This is a genomic window from Mediterraneibacter sp. 210702-DFI.3.120, assembly GCF_020561005.1.
Classification (GTDB): Bacteria; Bacillota; Clostridia; order Lachnospirales; family Lachnospiraceae; genus Mediterraneibacter; species Mediterraneibacter faecis.
Genome location: NZ_JAJCNG010000009.1, coordinates 21320 through 39109 on the forward strand (window position 1 = coordinate 21320; position 17790 = coordinate 39109).

At 38.2% G+C, this 17790-nt stretch carries 16 protein-coding genes and 1 pseudogene; 3 read left to right on the forward strand and 14 right to left on the reverse strand.

Translation table 11 applies throughout. From position 1 onward, the window contains the following. Position 1: 1 nt before the first annotated feature. The 9 genes and pseudogenes from LI162_RS06355 to LI162_RS06395 form a co-directional block, all read right to left on the reverse strand. Positions 2–1000, reverse strand: coding sequence for an alpha/beta hydrolase (locus tag LI162_RS06355; RefSeq protein WP_015529826.1), 999 nt, complete (start codon positions 998–1000; stop codon positions 2–4). Positions 1001–1053: 53 nt separating this feature from the next. Beyond that, positions 1054–1820, reverse strand: a pseudogene (locus tag LI162_RS15915) (carboxymuconolactone decarboxylase family protein). Between the two features lie 28 nt (positions 1821–1848). Continuing rightward, positions 1849–2319 (reverse strand): flavodoxin, encoded by a 471-nt coding sequence (locus tag LI162_RS06365; protein ID WP_155203121.1) that lies wholly within the window; start codon positions 2317–2319, stop codon positions 1849–1851. Positions 2320–2444: 125 nt separating this feature from the next. Beyond that, complete coding sequence (locus LI162_RS06370; RefSeq protein ID WP_227156056.1) at positions 2445–3326, reverse strand: LysR family transcriptional regulator; 882 nt, start codon at positions 3324–3326, stop codon at positions 2445–2447. A 42-nt stretch (positions 3327–3368) separates the two neighbouring features. Beyond that, entirely contained in the window at positions 3369–4070 is a 702-nt protein-coding gene (locus LI162_RS06375; RefSeq protein ID WP_227156058.1) for a transglutaminase-like domain-containing protein, read from the reverse strand. Next, positions 4060–4728, reverse strand: coding sequence for a class I SAM-dependent methyltransferase (locus LI162_RS06380; protein WP_227156060.1), 669 nt, complete (start codon positions 4726–4728; stop codon positions 4060–4062). Before LI162_RS06380 ends, LI162_RS06375 begins: the two co-directional genes overlap by 11 nt. Positions 4729–5064: 336 nt before the next feature. After that, on the reverse strand, positions 5065–5937 hold the full coding sequence (locus tag LI162_RS06385; RefSeq protein ID WP_227156062.1) for a damage-control phosphatase ARMT1 family protein: 873 nt from the start codon (positions 5935–5937) through the stop codon (positions 5065–5067). A gap of 81 nt (positions 5938–6018) precedes the next feature. After that, on the reverse strand, positions 6019–6510 hold the full coding sequence (locus LI162_RS06390; protein WP_227156064.1) for an HD domain-containing protein: 492 nt from the start codon (positions 6508–6510) through the stop codon (positions 6019–6021). A gap of 68 nt (positions 6511–6578) precedes the next feature. Then, positions 6579–7271 carry a Crp/Fnr family transcriptional regulator gene (locus LI162_RS06395; protein ID WP_118143074.1) on the reverse strand — a complete coding sequence of 231 codons (693 nt, stop codon included), beginning with the start codon at positions 7269–7271 and terminating at the stop codon, positions 6579–6581. Positions 7272–7369: 98 nt separating this feature from the next. Here LI162_RS06395 and LI162_RS06400 point away from each other — a divergent pair, with 98 nt between their 5' ends. Both LI162_RS06400 and hcp read left to right on the forward strand, forming a co-directional pair. Further along, on the forward strand, positions 7370–8089 hold the full coding sequence (locus LI162_RS06400) for an ATP-binding protein (RefSeq protein WP_227156066.1): 720 nt from the start codon (positions 7370–7372) through the stop codon (positions 8087–8089). A gap of 21 nt (positions 8090–8110) precedes the next feature. Next, positions 8111–9715, forward strand: coding sequence for a hydroxylamine reductase (gene hcp, locus LI162_RS06405; protein WP_227156068.1), 1605 nt, complete (start codon positions 8111–8113; stop codon positions 9713–9715). Positions 9716–9844: 129 nt separating this feature from the next. Here hcp and LI162_RS06410 read toward each other — a convergent pair whose 3' ends face one another. Then, positions 9845–10315: a GNAT family N-acetyltransferase gene (locus LI162_RS06410; protein ID WP_117826920.1), complete on the reverse strand. Its 471-nt coding sequence runs from the start codon at positions 10313–10315 to the stop codon at positions 9845–9847. Positions 10316–10518: 203 nt separating this feature from the next. Between LI162_RS06410 and pepT the strand changes: the two genes are divergently transcribed. Beyond that, the gene (gene pepT / locus LI162_RS06415) at positions 10519–11745 is read left to right on the forward strand and encodes a peptidase T (protein WP_227156070.1); all 1227 of its coding nucleotides are present in this window, start codon (positions 10519–10521) and stop codon (positions 11743–11745) included. Positions 11746–11869: 124 nt separating this feature from the next. On the opposite strand, the gene LI162_RS06420 is transcribed toward pepT, so the two are convergent. From LI162_RS06420 to yfcC, 4 genes are all read right to left on the reverse strand, one after another. Beyond that, the gene (locus tag LI162_RS06420; protein ID WP_227156072.1) at positions 11870–13687 is read right to left on the reverse strand and encodes a DUF6320 domain-containing protein; all 1818 of its coding nucleotides are present in this window, start codon (positions 13685–13687) and stop codon (positions 11870–11872) included. Then, complete coding sequence (locus LI162_RS06425; protein WP_055165207.1) at positions 13684–14634, reverse strand: alpha/beta hydrolase; 951 nt, start codon at positions 14632–14634, stop codon at positions 13684–13686. The genes LI162_RS06420 and LI162_RS06425 overlap by 4 nt, the downstream gene beginning before the upstream one ends. 141 nt (positions 14635–14775) lie before the next feature. After that, complete coding sequence (gene iadA, locus LI162_RS06430; protein WP_227156074.1) at positions 14776–15924, reverse strand: beta-aspartyl-peptidase; 1149 nt, start codon at positions 15922–15924, stop codon at positions 14776–14778. A 32-nt stretch (positions 15925–15956) separates the two neighbouring features. Beyond that, positions 15957–17477, reverse strand: coding sequence for a putative basic amino acid antiporter YfcC (gene yfcC / locus LI162_RS06435; protein WP_054751303.1), 1521 nt, complete (start codon positions 17475–17477; stop codon positions 15957–15959). Between the last annotated feature and the right edge of the window lie 313 nt (positions 17478–17790).

A 17790-nucleotide genomic window follows, 5' to 3' on the forward strand; every position in this document is an offset into this window, starting at 1 on the left:
ATTAACCAACTCCGTTTTCTTCAAAAAATTTCTGGATTTTATCAAATGGGATTACATCCAGATTATCGTAAAGATCTGTATGAACAGCCCCTGGAATTGTTAGCAGCTCTTTATTGGATGTGTACTTGCTGTCCTTAATCATATTTTCATAAGCATCTTTTCCAAAATAATAGCTGTGTGCTTTTTCTCCGTGAACAATGAGGACTGCACTTCTGATTTCATTACTGTACTTTAATATTGGCTGATTCATAAATGACATACATCCAATACTGTTCCATCCATCATTGGAATTCAGGCTTCTTTTATGATAACATCTGCCTTTATAATACTCACTGTAATCTTTTACAAAGAAAGGGGCATCCTCTGGAACCGGAAGAGAAACACAACCACCAGCTCTGGAATATTCGCCTTTACAGTATTCTTGTGTTCTGAGTGTATTCAGCGACTGCTTCTTCGCATAACGTGCTTCTTCACTGTCCTCAGAATCAAAGTACCCATTCGCATTTACCCTTGTCATATCATACATGGTAGATGCAACCGTTGCTTTTATTCTTGTATCGAGTGCAGCTGCGTTAAGAGCCATCCCACCCCAGCCACAGATTCCAATGATTCCTATTCTATCTTGATCTACCTCTTCCCGAACAGAAAGGAAATCAACAGCAGCCATGAAATCTTCTGTATTAATATCCGGAGAAGCCATGTATCTTGGATTGCCTCCACTTTCCCCCGTAAAAGAAGGATCAAATGCAATAGTAAGGTATCCTTTTTCAGCCATCGTCTGTGCATACAGTCCGGAACACTGTTCTTTGACTGCACCAAATGGTCCACTTACAGCAATCGCTGGATATTTGCCAAATGCATTTTTCGGCTTATACAAATCTGCAGCAAGTGTGATTCCATAACGATTTACAAATGTCACTTTCTCATGATCTACTTTTTCACTTTTTGGAAAAGTTTTATCCCATTCAGATACTAGTTTTAATTCTTCTGCTTTCAACATAAATATAACCTCCATATGCAAATTGTCTTATAAATATACTTTTTTCAACCTTCCTATTTTAGTTTTCTATATTCTTCATCACTTACCGGTTCAAGCCATTCATTGGAACTATTTTCGCCCGGAACTTCTATTGCCAGATGTGAAAACCATTCATCCGGTGCTGCGCCATGCCAGTGTTTTACTTCTGCCGGAATATTGATGCAGTCGCCTGGCTTCATTTCTATAGCTTCTTTACATTCTTCCTGATAATATCCTCTTCCGGCAACGCATACCAGAATCTGTCCACCGCCACTTTTTGCATGATGAATATGCCAGTTATTTCTGCATCCAGGTTCAAATGTCACATTGAAAATTCCAACCTGAGAGGTAGAGATCGGTGCAAGAAAACTTCTGCCGGAAAATACTGTGCAAAACCATCATTTGGTGCACCGATTGGAAATACCATCTCTTTTGCATGCGCGCGCATCGCTTCCTCTTCGTATGGCAAATCTCCTTCGCCTGTTTCCCACACTTCCTTTGCAAGATTGAAAACAGCCCATGCTTTTGGCCAACCTGCATAGAATGCGGCATGTGTGATCACTGCAGCAATCTCTTTTTGTGTCACACCATGATTTTTTGCATTTTGAAGATGATATTTTAAAGAAGAATCCGTAATTCCGGAAGCCATCAGAGCAACCACGGTAATAATACTTCTTGTTTTTACATCGATATCCTGGTTATTCCAGTTTTCACCGAAAAGTACATCATCGTTAAAATGTGCAAACTCCGGTGCAAATTCACCAAGTGCATTTTTTCCTGCTGTCTGTACTATTTTTTCCATATTCTGTATACCTCCATAGCACTGTTATTTATAAAGATTTTACCCACTCACTGATTTCCTGTTTTGTTCCACGATTTAACAGACTGCCTTCTGTGATCACCGCATCTGGTGCGGATGTCTGCAATTCCTTTACAGTATTACCAAATCCACTTCCACCGGATGTTGCAAAAAGCACGATCTTTTTGCCGCTGAAATCATAAGTTTCCAAAAATGTATTGATGATTGTCGGAGCCACATACCACCAGATTGGGAATCCCAGAAAGATCTCGTCATAAGAACTCATATCGATCTCTTTTTCCATAATCTCCGGTCTGTATTTCTTATCACTCATTTCCACACTGCTTCGGGATTTTTTATTCATCCAGTCAAGATCTGCCTTTGTATATGGAATCTTCGGCTCAATCTCAAACAAATCCGCTTTTGCTTCCTCTGCGATCATCTGTGCTACTTTTTTTGTTGTTCCGCTTGCACTGAAAAATGCCACTAATTTTTTACTCATAATAAAAAGCCCCTTTCTATACGTATTTTTCACAAAAAATAGATGTATAAGATTTACATTCATCTTACACATCTATTTTAAGCTCTATCGCTTCATTATGTCTAATGCTTATATTGAATTTTGTTTTATGCCTGAAAAGCATTAATCTCCTCGATCATTTTACGGACTGCCAAAGAATATGGGATATTCCGTCGCCAGGCAATCACCGTACTGGTCGTGATTTCAGGAGAAATTCTTCGCTGTACAAGAATATCCTCTCGCCAATACTTTGTTGCAGCACCCTCAATTGAAATTGGATACCCCAGTCCATTTGCTGCCATAACTCCGGCATTCGTTCCAAGATTACTTGTAAAAGCAATCTGCAGTTTCGAAAAGTCTTTTCCAAACCAATTGGCAAGTTCACTTTGAACATTTACTCTTTCCGGCAGGATCAATGGTTTTCCAATAAGATCTTCTTTTCTTATAAACTCTTTTTCTGCCAGCGGATCATCCGGCCGCATTCCGACACACCAGTGATCGCAATCTGTGATCCGGATATAATCCAGCCCTTCGGTGTCCACCGGCTCCATGAATAATGCAATATCTACAAGTCCTTTGTTCATCATCTCATACACTGCATCTGCTGTTGCAGTATGCAATACAATCTGAACCAGCGGATATTTTTCTTTATATGTTTTACATATCTTCGCCAATGTCTCCACTGCTGCAAATTCACCGCATCCAATGGTTATCGTGCCCTCTACAACCTCTTCTTTTCCTTTCAGTTCCTCAAGCGTTCTTTCCTCAAGATTAAGAATCTCTAAGGCACGCCTTTTTAATAAAATTCCCTCATCAGTAAGCGATATTTTCTTCCCGTTTCGAATAAATAATGTTATTCCCAGTTCCTCTTCAAATGCCGCCATTTGTCTGGATAGCGTTGGCTGGGTAATATGCAATTGTTCTGCTGCTTTTGTAAAGCTCTGTTCTTTTGCTACTGTTAAAAAATAACGTAATAATCTTAATTCCATGTCTTTATATTCCTACAAATTTTTAATTCTAAAAGTTTAAAACTATCGTTCTCTAATCTTCCTGACATTACGATTCATGAGGTGTCTTCCAATATGTCTATAAACAAATGCCTTAAAGGCTGAAATTTCTTGATGATGTTCCTTCAACAGTTCATCTGGACAATCATAAACACCAAAATCCTGATTGATTCCCTCGCTCTGAATATAAGTATTGTTCCTATCAAATTCGATAATGAGATTTCTGAAATCCTTGACTGCTACTCCATAACCGCAAAATGCACCTTTACATTCCGGATTTCGTTCCTGTAACTTCTTTATATAGGTTTTATCCAAAATGAAAGCTTCCAGTTCATACCACTGATTTTCAAAATTAATTTCTACCCAGCTATGGAAAATATTTTTTGGAGCATTACGGTAAACAAACCCGGTCATAGCTCCTTTCTGCAGGCTTTTATCAATCGTAAAACCATGTACTCTGCATGGAATATTGCAGGCACGTAAAAGTGCCATGAATAAAGTTCCTTTAGTATTACATTGTCCATAACCATCTGCAAGTACTTTTGAAGCCGAAATTCCGTCATCAATATTATATCCAAATAAAATATCATCTCTTACATAGTTGTAGATTGCCTTAATCCTTTCAAATTCACCCATTTCCTTCCATTTCATATTTTGAATAAGTTTTTGAATTGCCGGATTAGAAAAATCAACCATTCGTGTTTCCTTAAGATACTTATCTTTCATTTCCTATCGCCTTTCCCATAGGTTTTCTCACAACACAATGCATTCGCATACCTTTACGAATTTCAAATTTTTCTACTTTTAATCCTGCTTTTTTGCAACATTTTATGACCACATCTCTTGTTGGCACCTGGACATCTCCATGTCCGCATATATTTGCCAACGGCATTTCCAATGTATTCATTAGCCATACCAATACTTTGTTGTCACTGGTCACATCTCTAAGAACCAACCTTCCATTTGGGCGAAGACATCTCTTCACACTGTCAAAAAATGCCTGTGGATTCGGATAATGATGGAAACTCATAGAACAAATAATTGCATCAAATGAATCCTTTTCAAAAGGAAAGTTCTCACAGTCTCCTACAACAAATGTTGCATTTGAAATATTTTTCTTTTTTGCCTGTTCAATCATGGCCGGAGTCAGATCCAGTCCTGTATAATGTCGGTCTGGATATTTTTCTACTAATAAAGAAATCATCGGAGCAGGCCCGCAGCCTGCATCTAATAAATCTCTAAATGGCTCCTTCTCTAATTCTTCCAGAATATCCGGATAATCTTTCTTGCACATTTCGTAAATACCAGCATGGCTACTTTCATATCTTCCTGCTGCTTTTGTAAATTCTTTAATTGACAATTTTTTATATTCTTCATTTTTCATGCTTTTTTCTCCAATCACTGTACCTTTTTCGTCTTGCATCCGCATTTCTTCATTGATATGTTCGAAAAAATTCATTGGCAAAAATAATTATCTTCAGCGGTATAGTATTAGTTCTATAGCTTATTGATTATATTGCCTAATATCTGTTATTCTATAATCTTTCACTGCGTTAGTTTTAACTAACTATCTAGTATAAAGAAAACCGTGCAAAAAGCAAACTGTAATTTCACACGGTTTTCTTATGCTTAAGTATATCACTTGCGTAATCATATAACAATATATTTCTTTCAACAATTTACAAAACTAAGCGGTGGAATTTACTCTTTCACACAAGTATTACTTTTTATTATTTTCTCTTGCCATAATTCCTGTAAATTGTTCGACACCGAAACGTCTCATAAACATTTCACATTTACACAGGAATAAATAGTAAATATTTAATCCGCATCCACTTAGTCCTTCATAATTTCCCTGTCCCTTAGAAATCAACAGATCAGCAATCTCAACCTCATCCATTGATTCCTTAGAGATTGCTCCAACCACATTACCTGGTAATCCGGTACCGTTTCCAATTACCTTTTGCGCAACATCTTCCATGTGAATGTATTTTGCATCTTCTAGTGTAGCATCATTTAAAACTGGTTTGCCTCTTACAATCACAGTTATATGTAAATTAGGATTAACATCGCGAAGCGTTGAAATCAATAACTTATCTGTTACAATTTCTCCGCAGTTATCCGTAAAATAAACCAGCCTTTTCGCATTGACCAAGTCGTTTTTAAAAACATCCAACAGCTTAGAATCTATATTTATATTTATTACTTCATCTAATTGAGCTTTCAGCTCACCTTCATTTACATTTTCTAAAGCTCCAAAATCAATATAGTTTCCAACCATTGCATACTGTATTGCTATTTTTAAATGATTTTCAGATGTATCAACTTTATTTTTCATATACGGAAAGTGATCAAGCATTAATTGATTGTAATGCTGTTTGATTTCTGTATAATCCATCACATTTCCAAATAGTTCCTGACGAAGATTATCCATTTTTTCTGCAACCTGTGGTGTAGATAACCCATCACTATTCTTTACAATCTCCTTCACCTTATATTGATATTCTGTTATCTTTCCTTCTGTTGCATCAATAGGATATTTATTAATATTTCGTTTTATCTGACATTTTTTACATTCTTCATTTATTATCATAACTTCCGTTAATAACCTCCACTTTTGCCGTATTTAAATGCTGCTTTATCTTCACAGCTGGTCTCAGTATTCGTCTGATTATCAACTGCAAAAATCAAACATCTCCCTGCAAATCATTTTCCCGCATGTTGTTTTGAAAATACTTTCATAAGCTTTTAAAGCAGCTTCTTTCGATAAACTATCCTCCATAATATTAACCAGGAAATCAGCCTCTACCAATATCTGATAATCAATTTCATCAATCTTATTATATGTATGGTGATGTGCAATCAGATACTGGACACGATCAGATACATCTTGATCAAAGCCTAATTCTTTGAGCATCTTATCTGCAATTGCAGGACCTTCTTTTTCTTGTAATTTTCCATTGCAGTTCCCATATTTTTCTTCGCAGAAATGAATTCCAATATCATGTGTTAAAGCTGCTGCTTCAATGATAAACAAGCATTCCTTATCTACATTTTCTGTTTCTGCGATCAATTTTGCATAACTATGTACTTTACAAAAATGTTGAATCCTCTTTGCATCTCCTCTGTATAATTCAATCATTGCCAAATGTAATTTATTTATCATTTTAATGCTTCCTCCTCTTGCACTATATAATAGCTTTTGAATTGATTCTCTATTTTCCGTGACATATGTCACATTTTTATTCTTGAATCTGTGTCATTAGAAACGGTCAATTCAAAATGTTTTCTATTTGTTTTTAGATAGCCTTCTTTTTGTAACTTTGATATCTCTGTAGACATTGCCGCACGATCTATACAAAGATAATCTGCCAGCTGCTGCCGGTCAAAAGGAATATCAAAAGATAACGACGAATGTCTGATAGATTCTGCTGACAGATACGACAATAGTTTATCTCTGGTTGTTCGTTTCCCGACATGGGTGATCTTATCGTTCAGGATCAGTATCTTATTCGCCAGGACACTGACAAGGTTACGGATCAGTTTCTGATGATGCTCGCATGCCGTCGGGCAGGAAACAAGAAGTCTCTGGACATTCAGGGAAATAATTTCACAATCCTCATCTGCTATCACACTGATATTTAAAACAGCTCCCGGGCTTGCTGCATATGGCTCACCAAAGAAATCACCGGTATGGCATTTTGACAGAATATTTCGATGTCCCCAGAGATCTTCCTGAATCACAAGAACACAGCCTGACAGCACAAGTCCCATTACCTCGGTAGAATCTCCCGCTCTGAAAATATAAGAATTTCGTTCTTTGGAAATTATTGTTGCATTTACACAATGCAATATGGATAATATCTCGTTATCTGTAAGGCCTTTGAAGAATGGACTGTTTCTTAGAATAGGCAAATATTTTTTCAAAATCGTTCCTCCTGTTGGAAATCAAACATACAAGTTGTATTTATTATACTATGATTCTAGCAGAAACAAAAGTGAAATGTTATAAATGGAGGGTAAAAATGATAAGAAAGATTATTCGAATCGATAAAGAAAAATGTAATGGATGCGGTGCTTGTGCGAATGCCTGTCATGAAGGTGCCATTGACATCATTAACGGAAAAGCAGAATTGGTGAGAGAACATTTCTGTGACGGACTTGGTGATTGTCTTCCGGAATGTCCTACAGGTGCCATTTCTTTTGAAGAAAGGGAAGCTCCTGCATATGACGAAGAAGCCGTAAAAGAAGCTCAGAATAAGAAAATTGCTCAAAATCAGGCAATGTCTACGCACACCGGTTGTCCTGGTTCTAAAATCATGCAGATTCGGCGGACAGAAACACCTGAGTCTGTAAAATCATCTTCAACCGTAGATTCTGTATCAAAACTTCAGAACTGGCCAGTCCAGATTAAACTTGCACCAGTCAGTGCACCATATTTTGACGGTGCAAAGCTTTTAATCGCAGCCGATTGCACTGCTTACGCTTATGCAAGTTTTCATAAGGATTTTATTCAGAATAAGGTAACATTAATCGGCTGTCCTAAATTAGATCAGGTGGATTATAGTGAGAAATTAACTGCAATCATTCAAAATAACAACATCCAAAGCGTAACGATCGTAAGGATGGAAGTTCCTTGCTGTGGTGGTCTTGAGATGGCAGCAAAAAAAGCGCTTCAAAATAGTGGAAAATTCTTACCATGGCAGGTTATAACGATAGGTATTGATGGGAAAACTATAGAATAAAAAAAGAAGGAGAATGCAATAATGGATAAGAAAATGTTTTGTTTTCAGTGTGAACAGACAGTCGGATGTACCGGCTGCACAGGAAATGCCGGCGCCTGTGGGAAAAAAGCAGATACAGCCAGATTACAGGATGAACTGACAGGTGCGTTGATCAGCCTTGCAAGAGCTGTTGACGGTTCAACTGCTATTTCTAAAAGAACCGGGCAAATCATAATTGAAGGATTGTTTACTACAGTTACAAATGTGAATTTTGACGATGCATCAATTGAAAACATGATACAAAAAGTCAGAGCTGAAAAAGAAAGACTGGTTCCTGACTGCAGCAAATGTCAGTCACCATGCGGTAAAACAGATGAATACGATATGCAACAACTGTGGGATGCCAACGAAGATATCCGTTCTCTGAAGTCTCTTATTCTTTTCGGGATTCGTGGGATGGCAGCCTATGCCTATCATGCAAATGTTCTGAATTATGAAGATGCCGAGGTGAATCGATTCTTCTGCGAAGCATTGTTTATGATTGGTTATGGAGAGAGTGTGGAAACTCTGCTTCCCACAGTGCTCAAAGTAGGAGAAATCAATCTGAAGTGTATGGCACTTCTTGACAAGGCAAATACAGAAACCTATGGAATACCAGAACCAACCGATGTGACACTTACAATAGAAAAGGGGCCTTTTATTGTCGTAACCGGACATGATCTGAGAGACCTGCAGCTTTTGCTTGAACAAACAGAGGGAACAGGAATCAACATCTATACTCATGGTGAAATGCTCCCTGCCCATGCCTATCCGTTCTTAAAAAAATTCTCTCATTTAAAAGGGAATTTTGGAACCGCATGGCAGAATCAGCAGAAAGAGTTCGATCATCTTCCAGCTCCGATTCTCTACACTACCAACTGTCTGATGCCGCCAAAAAGCAGCTATGCTGACAGAGTATTTACAACAGAAATGGTTGCTTTCCCAGGTGCTGTTCATATCAATGAAAAGAAAGATTTTACGCCGGTTATTGAAAAGGCACTGGAACTGGGTGGTTACAAGGAAGATCAGATACTCACAGGCATCAATGGCGGTACAAAAGTGACAACCGGTTTTGGTCATGCGGCTATCCTGTCTCATGCAGGTACTGTAGTAGAAGCTGTAAAATCAGGAGCAATCCGTCATTTCTTCCTGGTTGCCGGCTGTGATGGTGCCAAACCGGGCCGAAACTATTACACAGAATTCGTAAAACAGACACCTTCTGACAGTATTGTCCTCACCCTGGCATGTGGAAAATTTCGTTTTAATGATCTTGAGCTGGGAGAAATCGGTGGTCTGCCACGGCTGATGGATATGGGGCAGTGCAATGATGCTTATGGTGCGATTCAGGTTGCTGTGGCACTTGCAGATGCATTTGGATGTTCCGTAAATGAACTTCCACTCTCCTTTGTTCTCTCCTGGTACGAACAGAAGGCTGTCTGCATCTTGTTAACGCTTCTGCATTTAGGTATCAAAAACATTCGTCTTGGTCCTTCTCTTCCGGCGTTTTTGTCTCCTAATATTCTGAATTTTCTAGTGGAGAATTATGGCATTGCACCTATTACCACACCGGAAGAAGACATTAAAGCACTGCTGAACCATAGCAAATAAAGTTTTAACGGTTCAGCACCTTTACAGTTGCATAAGCTTTCGAGTTATCTATAAATTCAACAAAGCCGATGCGGGATTCAAAATCCTCCACCGGCTTTATTGATTGTAATCCCCGAAGTGAAAACTATCTTATAATATGTACTCCATTTGTCTTTCTTTTGTTCGCATTCCCATTTTTTCATAAAATTTCTCAGCAGGAGTATTTCCTGCCCATACATTTAATGTTACTTCATAACATCCCAGCTGTTTCGCTTCACTTTTTACATATTCAAACAGACTTTCGCCAATATGCTGGCCTCGAGCCTCTTGATCGACACATAGATCATCAATAAAAAGAGACTTAAACTGCACCATATTATTTGAAAAGGGCTGCTCCTGTAATTGACAAAATGCATATCCCCTGCAAACATCATTCTCATCTACTGCAACATATATCGGCTTTTCTTTATTTTTCAGAAGCTCTGCCAATTCATCTATCGTATATTTTGTCGTACCCGGAATAAAAATATCAGGTCTTATGTCTGCATGAATTTGTAATACCTGTTTTAATAGCTCTAAAATTCTTGGAATATCTTTTTCTTCTGCTTTTCTGATAATCATTTTTACTCTCCCATTATCATATTTGTTTTCTCCATCTACTTGTGAAAAAACAACGTCAATCTATTGTCCAGTATACCACATCACTGTTAAGAATACCATTCTTCCTATACGAATAAAAACGTACTTTTTCAGATTTCAAATATACACTTCCTGCCAAATATGATACGATATACCTAACAAATTACATTTTAAGGAGATTTTATATGAAAGCCTATGAACGTTTACTAAAATATGCAGTTATAAAAACACCTTCTGATGAATCCAGCGATTCAACACCTTCTTCTGCATGCCAGTTTGATCTGGCCAATCTTTTAAAGAAAGAAATGGAAGAACTTGTGGTTTCAAATATTCAGCTGACTGATAATTGTTTCCTCTACGGGAAACTTCCCGCAACAAAAGGATATGAGAATGCACCTGCTATTGGCTTTATCGCACATATGGACACTGTAGCCGATTACTGTGAGCAGCCGATTCGTCCGATTATCACAGAACATTATGATGGTAAAGAACTTGCTCTTGGTAATAGTGGATTAATTTTAAGCCCTGAGATGTTCCCGCATTTGGAATCATTAAAGGGACATACACTTATTACCACAGATGGAAACACGATCTTAGGAGCTGATGACAAAGCCGGAATTGCAGAAATCCTGACTATGGTTGAACATCTGCAGGCGGAATCCATTCCTCATGGTCCGATTTGTATCGCCTTTACTCCTGATGAAGAAATTGGTACCGGTGCTTCTCATTTTGACGTGGGGTTGTTTGGTGCAGATTTTGCCTACACATTAGACGGTTCTACAGAGGGCGAACTGGAGTATGAGAACTTTAATGCATGCAGTGCTTCTTTTGATATTCATGGGGTAAGTGTGCATCCGGGCTCTTCCAAGGATACAATGGTCAATGCTTGTCTTCTGGCTATGGAAATCAATAGTCTGTTGCCTTTACACGAGACACCTCGTGACACGGAAGGATATGAAGGTTTCTATCATTTGATACATATGAGTGGAGATTGTGGACATGCTACTCTAAATTATATCGTCCGAGACCATGACACAGACAATTTTCAACGTAGAAAAGACAAACTCGCTGATATCACTAATGAGTTGAATAAAAAATGGGGAGAAAATACAGTTGAACTGCATATAAAAGATCAGTACTTTAATATGAAAAATATTATTGAAGAACATATGCACCTGATCGATAATGCAAAGCTTGCCTGTGAAAGAACCGGACTCACTCCAATTGTCTCACCGATCCGAGGCGGTACTGACGGATGCCAGCTGAGTTTTCGTGGTCTTCCATGCCCGGATATTGGTACAGGAGGTCATGGATATCATGGCCCTTATGAACACATTTCTGTTCAGAGTATGGATAAAGTAGTTGATATGATGATTGAACTTGTAAAGATATATTCTACATTTTCAGTATAATGGTGAATCCGATTTATAGGTTCTAGATGTAAAAAGCACAAGGGATAATTGATGTCCAGCTTGTGCTTTTTACTTTAGCAATTTATTTCTCTTTTAACTTTTACGCTCTTCTCTTCTGCTTATTTTATACATGCAGATTTTTCTGCATCTCTTCTTTAAATTCTCTTCCCTTGAACAAAATCACTGCTACAAGGAATAAGAAACACGTCAATGCTCCAAACATACTCACTGTTGGATTTTTCACCACCCCGCATAAAAGCAAGATTACCGGAAGGATTAATCCATATCCAGCGGCCATAATTTCATAAATAAGATACTCTCGCACCGGACTTTTCTGCACTTTAGCAGTTACAAACATTGCTGCAAGTGTAGATACACTCATGATCGGCAACACAAGATCTACAGACCAGCTGTGCCATCCGGTCAGTGCATCCCATATAAAACAGATGATTGTACCGATAATAAGCTGCCACATCGCATTTTTCAGCAGATTATGACGTTTGAAAAATCCGATTGACGAGGCAATCCACATCGTCACAACGCCTCCTGCTGTAAATAAAGTCCATCGAATTCTTGGGTGGAAATTCAAATCCGTAACAAGCATTGCCGCAACAATCGCAATACACAGAAAACTATAGATCTTATAGACTTTCATTTCCTGTTCGCTTGGCTTACCTGTCTTTGGAAATTCAGGCTTTACTTTTTCAGATATGATTCCCTGTTCTTTTAACAAGCGATAAAAGTTGCGTTCAATGTTCACTGTGTCGTATCTGGATGTAAATGCAAATGATAATTTATCCTGGAAGGAACACAAACATAATTCAAGCTTCGGGGTATTTGTATATACGCCAAATCGTTCAATATAAGGTACATAACTTGCAGGCATTTTAACTGCGCTCATATTAGAAAAGATTGCTGTTGTATTCTTCTCCGAATATTTTGCGCCTGCCTGAATACAAAGGTTTTTAAGTTCCAATGGCGCAAGTCTCAAAATCGGATGCAATTCCAGTGCTAGTAACTCGCTGATATGTGCTGACATTTTTTCTTTCGTTAATTCTGTCTCAAAAAATTCTTTCGTATATTTCAGAACTGCTTCAAAGCTTTGATCTTGTGTTGTAAAATTATATCCCGGTTCGATCCAGTTAAAAAAATTCAACATCGATGAAGACGGAAAAAACTTTCTTAGGTTAACCGGAACCATTAACACAACCGGCTTTTTCTTCTGCATCTTAGACATTTCTTCGTTTATTGCCATCATAAATAATGCTGTCAAAAAGATCGTCATGGATACTCCGAGTTCTCTGCTTCGCTTTAATACTGCCTGTACTGAGACAACAGATTCATGGACATGCAGATGATTTCCATCTTTCTTTTTCCTTCGTATCTGAAAAGCATTTAGTTTTCTTTTTTTCGGTCGTTTTTGATTTTTTGAATAATATTTTAAGAAACTGTCATCTTCCTGATCTTGTACAGTCATATCTTCCGGCAGTAATGTAATCTGTTCTAATCCTTCTTCTTTATGCACAAGGTATAAATAATTCTTTACCAGTTCTTTTAAGAATTCTGTTGCCCCTGTACCGTCTGTCAACACATGAAACACTTCAAAATTGATTCGTTTTTTATAATAAGTTACTTCAAATAGTAGGGTCTTCTTATCTCTTATATAGAGTCTGCTGCATGGCTCTTTATATTCTTCTTTAACAATCGGCCGTAGATTACACGGTTCAAGATAATGCCAAAAGAATCCCTTACGAAGTACCATTAAAAACGTAGGAAATGTTTCTATCGTCTGATTCAGTGCTTCCTGTAAAGCTTTAGGATTTACTTCTTCTTTTAATTCACAGTAAAATCGAAATACTCTTGTATCTTTTTTGTTACTGGCAGCAGAATATAATTTCGCTGCGTTGTCTAATTTCCTCCAGCGTGCGTTTTTCTTACTCACTGTGTTTCCCCTTTCAAAAATTCATTAATATAGGTGAAACTTTCCTGTACATGAAGCTGCTTGATTCCCAACGCGAAGTATCCATGTAATGCATCTTTAATCCGATGTATCTCCACATGATTTCCAGCCTCTTTCAAGCGTTCCCCATACGCTTCCCCTTCATCTCGAAGTGGATCAAATTCACATGTAAGGATCAATGTATCCGGCTGATTTGTTAAATCTTCAGCTATATATGGTGCAAAATAAGGATTCTTCTTATCCTCCTCATTTCTCGCATAAAGATCAATATAATCCTGCATTTTTCCGGCAGTCAAAAGATAATCGGATCCATTTTCCTTAACAGATACAAATGGTGAATTCTCTGTATAATCATTATAGGTAGCCGGATAGATCAGAATCTGTCTGTTTGGCATGAATTCTCCGCGGTCTCTTGCCATCAAAGATAATGCTGCGCAGAGATTTCCACCGGCACTGTCTCCAATCAAAGTAATGTTTTCTGGTCTTATATTTAACATAAAATCTCCAGAATATACCGCTTTTGCAACAGCATAACAATCTTCCAGACCTGCCGGGAATTTATCTTCCGGTGCCAGTCTGTATTCAACTGCAACTACATATTGTCCGGTTGCATTCGCAAGCTGAGCGCAAATTCTTTCATAATTATCAATACTTTCTGTAACCCATCCACCGCCATGTATGAACAAAAGCAATTTTTTATCCTGAATATCATGCTTCTTTTCTTCACTTTCTCGAAAGCTTTTCTCGCTTGGAAAAAATATTCGAATCGGAACTGCATGACTTCCGTTATATATTTTCTCGTCTACTTTCTTATAAAAAATCTTCATTGGATCCAGTCGTTTTAAATCCGCCATATGACGAAATGCTTCCACTTCTACTCCATCAAAAGATAATGCTTTCAAAATTTTCTTTGCTGTCTGATTGATCAATAGTACATTCTCCTTATATCCGTTCTTATGTCTGTAAAAGACTACGAGTCCATTATATCATAAAGTGCTCTGAAAAATAAATTTAATGTTGAAAAAAGCACCAGCCAACTGAATGACTGATGCTTCTGACATCAAGATACTTTACTTTTTATAAACTGTGTTGCCTCTTGCAATCACTTCAATAAGCTGAAGTCCCTGATCAAGAATACAAAGATCCGCATCATAGCCTTCTTCAATCTTACCTTTTCCTTTGAGGCGAAGAATCTCTGCCGGATTAGATGTAATCGTAGAAATAGCTATTTCTAATGGAATTTTTGTTTTGAATACACATTCCTTTACTTCTTTCAGAAGGCAGCTGGACTGTCCAACGCCCATTCCAAGGAATTCACCATCACTACTGTACATCGGAAGGCTTCCCTGTCCATCGGAGGAAATTGTCATACGATCAGGATTTACTCCTGCATCCAACATACGTTTGATACCATTGCATACACGTACTTCATCACAGATAGTTTCCCAATAGTCAATATCTTCATTTCCGGTAAAATCTACTGCTCCACCCTTCAGCGCATACTCAATTGACTTACAGAAAAGCATCTCATTCCGGTTGATATGTGTTGGAAGTATTTGAGAAGCCGGTATCTCTGTCTCATCTACCACCCGTTCAATAAGATCTAAACATCTCGGACTGTCGCCAAGATGAACATTTACAATACCAGCTTTCCCGGAAAGAACGCCACCAAGTCTTGTATCAGCAACGACACGTGCAAATTCTTCAAAAGTCGGCTGTGAAGAACGATGATCAGAAATTGCGATTTCTCCTGTTCCAACAATTTCCTGAATCATCATAATGTCTTTTACAATACTGTCCGTCAGTGTGCGGACCGGAATCTGATAACTACCTGTATAGCAATATGCAGACATCCCCTGCTCATTCAAGCCTTTTGTCTTTGCAACCAGTGCACACATATCACGACCGATTCCATCTGTTCCAAGGCAGCCAACAACTGTTGTTACTCCAAACTTCGTAAGTCCTTCTATAGTTGCTTCTGGAGTACGGTTGGCGAATCCACCTTCGCCACCGCCTCCGAGTACATGAACATGACTATCAATGAATCCCGGAGTTAAAAGTAACCCCTCTCCATCGATCACTTCTGCATCAGAAAGAAATCCGTCTGCTGACATAGAACCTGCATCTTTAATCTTGACAATCTTGTCATTGATCGTCAATACATCTTTTTTCCCCAGATGCTGCGGGGCATAAACATCAATACTCTGAATTAATTTCATCTTAAATCACTTTCAATTATCAAATGCCTGTTTTAGAATCCAATTCCGACAGCGATCAGAACTGTAATAATTGCACCAATCATCAATACGCCGAGGAATTTCCACATGAATTTGATCCAGTTAGACCACTCGATCTTAGCAATTGCAAGAGATCCGATCAGACATCCTGATGTAGGAACGATCAGGTTTGTAAATGCATCACCAAGCTGGAATGCAACTACAGCTGTCTGACGTGATACACCTAACAGGTCTGACAGTGGAGCCATAATCGGCATTGTGATTGCAGCCTGTCCTGTTCCGGATACAACGAAAAAGTTGAATACGGACTGGAACAGATACATAAGTACTGCTGCAACTGCTCCGGATACTCCTGACAGTGCATTTGAAATATTATACATAATTGTGTTGATAACTGTAGGTGTAGTCGGATCAGATCCACCAAGAACCTGCATGATACCCTGAGCCATAGCAACAACAAGCGCTGCACCAATCAGATCTTTTGCTCCATCTTTGAAAGAAGTTGCAATATCATTCAATCTCATATCGTTCAGCTTAAAGATAACTCCGATCACACCGGAAACAATTCCCATAATAAAGAACTGTGTCGCGATCTCTGGCATGTAATATCCCTGAGTCATAACTCCCCAGATCACCCAGACTACTGTAGCAGCCAGTGTCAGAAGAACTAAAATGTGTCCAAGACCAAAGGAATGTCCTTCGTCAATACCTGTTTTTTCGTTCTGTTCACGGAAATACGCATCCGTCTCATATGCGATTGAGATTGTCGGAGCCTTTTTAACCTTTGACGCATAGAACATCGTCATTCCACAGCCAAGAGCTGTAAATACAACCCACATTACCATACGGAATCCTGCTCCTGAGAATACGTCAATCCCTGCAATACCCTGTGCAATACCTACAGAGAATGGATTCATCCAGGATGAACCGAAACCGATCTGTGTTGCAACATAAGTAACAAGAACTGCAATAACGGAGTCATATCCAACTGCTACAAATAATGGACAAAGAATCATAGTAAATGGAAGTGCTTCTTCTCCCATTCCGAAAACTGCTCCACCAAGAGAAAACAGTACGAAAAGTACTGGAATCAACAGTTTTTCGGCTCCCTTTGCCTTACGGATCAATCCAATCAATCCGGATTCGATCGCACCGGTACGGATCATGATACCAAATGCACCACCTACTACCATAAGGAATGCGATAATCTCGATCGCAGAACTACTTACGATTCCGTTATACATATAGTTGAAGAATCCTGTTCCACCATCTCCACTAAAGAGTGCTACTCCTTCTGTTACTACGTTCCCTGCATCATCTGTCAGATACTGGAAACTTCCGTCTTTAATTACTGTACGGGTTTTCTCAACACCATTAATCATGTATGAAATGTCCTGTGTTTCGTAAAATCCCTTTGGTACAAGAAATGTCAGAAGTGCTGCTACAACAACTACTAAAAAGATAATGATGTAGGTGTCAGGCACTTGAAATCCCTTGTTAAAAGACTTTAACCCTTTTCCTTCTTTTTTGCTCATTTTTGAGTCTCCTCCCACATTTTTTGATATACCACATTAGTTTACCACAGAATGTTTGAAAAGTAACCAAAAATTTATATATTATATCAATTTTTTTGTCATTTTTTTATTTTTATACATTTTAACCGTAAATAAATCTGTGATAATGCAAAAAATTAACGCTTCTGCCATAAAAACAAAAGCGTTATGATATAAAATCAATTATTACGAGTATGAAATTACAAATGTCCAATCAGACTATGATTATGCTTTCCATAATGCATTAAGATTACAATAAGCATAAACTTTCACTTCGCTCTTTTCGAATACTTGT